Here is a 2,337-nt window from a genome sequence, read left to right as displayed (position 1 = left end):
GCGCCGGCGGGGTTGACGGTGGCGGTGAGGGTGGTTGCGGTGCCTTCCTTCGCCCCGGTCACCGGTGCGAGGGTGGTGGTGGAGGCGACGTCGGCCGCGGTCACCGTCGTGGTCTGCGGTGCGGACTGGGAGGCGTTGGCGGTGTTGGTGGTGGGGAATTTTGCGGTGATGGTGTGCTGGCCGGCGGTGGTGGGGGTCCACTGGTAGGTGCCGGTGCCGTTGGCGCCCAGGGTGTTTTGGCCGATCTTGGTGGTGCCGTCGTAGAACTCGACGGTGTTGCCGGTGGCGGCGCCGGTGACGGTGGCGGTGAGGGTGGTCGCGGTGCCGACCTTCGCGCCGGTGACCTGGTTGAGGGTGGTGGTGGTGTTGGCTTTGCTGGCGGTGATGGAGGGGCCCTTGGTGCTGTAGTCGCCGGGGGTGCGGTCTCCGCCGTAGGACATGCCGCTGTTCATTGCGGTGCCGAGGGCGCAGTTGGCGCCGACGGTGTACTGGGCGCTGAGGGTGGCGGGATCGGTTTGCTTGGTGAGCACCTGGTAGCTGGTGGCCGTGAAGTCGCCGGCGATGAAGTCGGGCGCGATCTGGAGGTAGGGCTCGACGGGGTGGGCACCGGCGTTGTCGGTGAGCTTGGCCGAGCCGGGGACGTAGGTCAGGCAGGAGTTGTGGAAGTCCTTGATCCAGTGGATCTTCTCGTTGTAGGAGTCGGTTCGTTCGAACTTCGTGCTGACCGTGATGGTCTCGCCGACGGCGGGGGTGGCGTTGCTGACGGTACGGGTGAAGTGGGTGTACCAGACGTCCCAGCTGGTGGAGGCGGGGGCGGCGGCGGCGATGCTGGTGCCGAAGATGGTCAGTGCGCCGAGTGCGAGGGCGGCCCCGGCGCTTGCGGCGACGGTGCGTGTGGTTGCTCGATGTGCCATGGGGGTTCCTTCACTTGGTGCGGCCATCACGGCGCCGCGGGCGGTGGGACCGGGGCTTCGGTGCCCGCGAGGGCTGGGCGCCGAAGCCCCGGGTGCTCAGGGGTGGTGTCCGTCTAGGAGCCGAAGCCGAGGAGGGAGCCGAGGCTGCCGAGGCCGCCGGGGTTGGTGTCGCCGACGGTCACGGTGGCGGTGGTGGTGCCGTCCTCGTCGCCGTTCTTGTCCCGGTAGGTGGCGGTGATGGTGTGCTTGCCGTTGGTGGTGGGGGTCCACTGGTGGGTGGCGGTGCCGTCGTTGCCGACCTGTGCGGTGCCGAGGACGGTGGTGCCGTCCTTGAATTCGACGGTTCCGTCTGCTGCAGCGGGGGTGATCTTCGCTTTCAGCGCGATCGCGGTGCCGATTTTCGCTCCGGTGACCGGGCTGAGGGTCACGGTGGAGCTGAAGACCGGGTCGGAGGCCTGTACGGACTGCGGTGTGGATGCGGGGGCGGCGCCGGCGATGCCCCCGCCGAGGAGGGTCAGTGCGCCGAGCGCGAATGCGGTGGCGGCGACGGTGCGTGTGGTTGCTCGATGTGCCATGGGGTGTTCCTTCAGTGGGTGCGGACATCAATGCCGCCGCGGGCGGTGGGACCAGGGCTTCGGCGCCCGCGAGGGCTGGGCGCCGAAGCCCCGGTGTCAGGGTTGGTATCGGCTAGGAGCCGAAGCCGAGGACGGAGCGGAGCTTTTCGAGGATGGAATCGGCGCTGCCGGCGCCGCCCTCAGGTGCAACCTTGATCTCCTGGGTGGTGGTGGAGCCGTCGACGCCGGTGCGGCCGGAGAAGATGGCGGTGATGGTCCACTTGCCGGCGGCTTCGGGGGTCACGACCACGCTGGCGGTGCCGTCAGCGCCGACCGCTACGGGATTCCAGTTGCCTGTCTCGTCCTTGAACAAGACTTCGCCGCCTGCCGCTGCGGGAGTGACCTTGGCCTTCAGCGTGAGCTGCTTGCCGACGGTGGCTCCGGTGACGGGGTCGAGGGTGATCTTGGAGGCGACGTTGGCCGCGGTCTGGACGGTCGCTGGTGCGGACGGGGCGGCGTTGGCGGTGCCGGCGACGCCCCCGCCGAGGAGGGTCAGTGCGCCGACCGCGAGTGCGGTGGCGGCGACGGTGCGTGTGGACGCGCGATGTGCCATGGGATGTTCCTTTCCTTGGTGCGGCGATAGGCGTCGCCGCGGGTTGTGGGTGTCAGGGGTGGTGTCTAGGAGCCGAAGCCGCCGAGGAGGGAGTCGAGGCTGCCGGCGGGGCCGGGGTTGGTGCCGCCGGCGGGTGTGACGGTGACCTGCTGGGTGGTGGTGGAGCCGGTGACGCCGTTGCGGCCGGAGAAGGTGGCGGTGATGGTGCGCTGACCGTCGGTGGTGGGGGTCCACTTGTAGGTGGCGGTGCCGTCGG

Annotated in this window: 3 protein-coding genes and 1 pseudogene; all 4 read right to left on the bottom strand. The window is 69.8% G+C overall.

Annotated elements, in window-relative coordinates:
* A partial coding sequence (locus BR31_RS0125055; protein ID WP_027503349.1) for an Ig-like domain-containing protein occupies nt 1-914 on the bottom strand: 914 nt, incomplete at its 3' end.
* 113 nt (nt 915-1,027) lie between these two features.
* Nucleotides 1,028-1,489: an Ig-like domain-containing protein gene (locus BR31_RS0125050; RefSeq protein WP_027503348.1), complete on the bottom strand. Its 462-nt coding sequence runs from the start codon at nt 1,487-1,489 to the stop codon at nt 1,028-1,030.
* Between the two features lie 112 nt (nt 1,490-1,601).
* On the bottom strand, nt 1,602-2,081 hold the full coding sequence (locus tag BR31_RS0125045) for an Ig-like domain-containing protein (RefSeq protein WP_027503347.1): 480 nt from the start codon (nt 2,079-2,081) through the stop codon (nt 1,602-1,604).
* A gap of 65 nt (nt 2,082-2,146) precedes the next feature.
* Nucleotides 2,147-2,337: pseudogene (locus BR31_RS32025) on the bottom strand (Ig-like domain-containing protein); the annotation flags it as partial.

This window comes from Rhodococcus sp. UNC363MFTsu5.1, from assembly GCF_000686785.1.
Lineage (GTDB): Bacteria > Actinomycetota > Actinomycetes > Mycobacteriales > Mycobacteriaceae > Rhodococcus_G > Rhodococcus_G maanshanensis.
The sequence above is the reverse complement of the archived record's forward strand: the minus strand, read 5'-3'. Positions and strand labels throughout refer to the sequence as shown.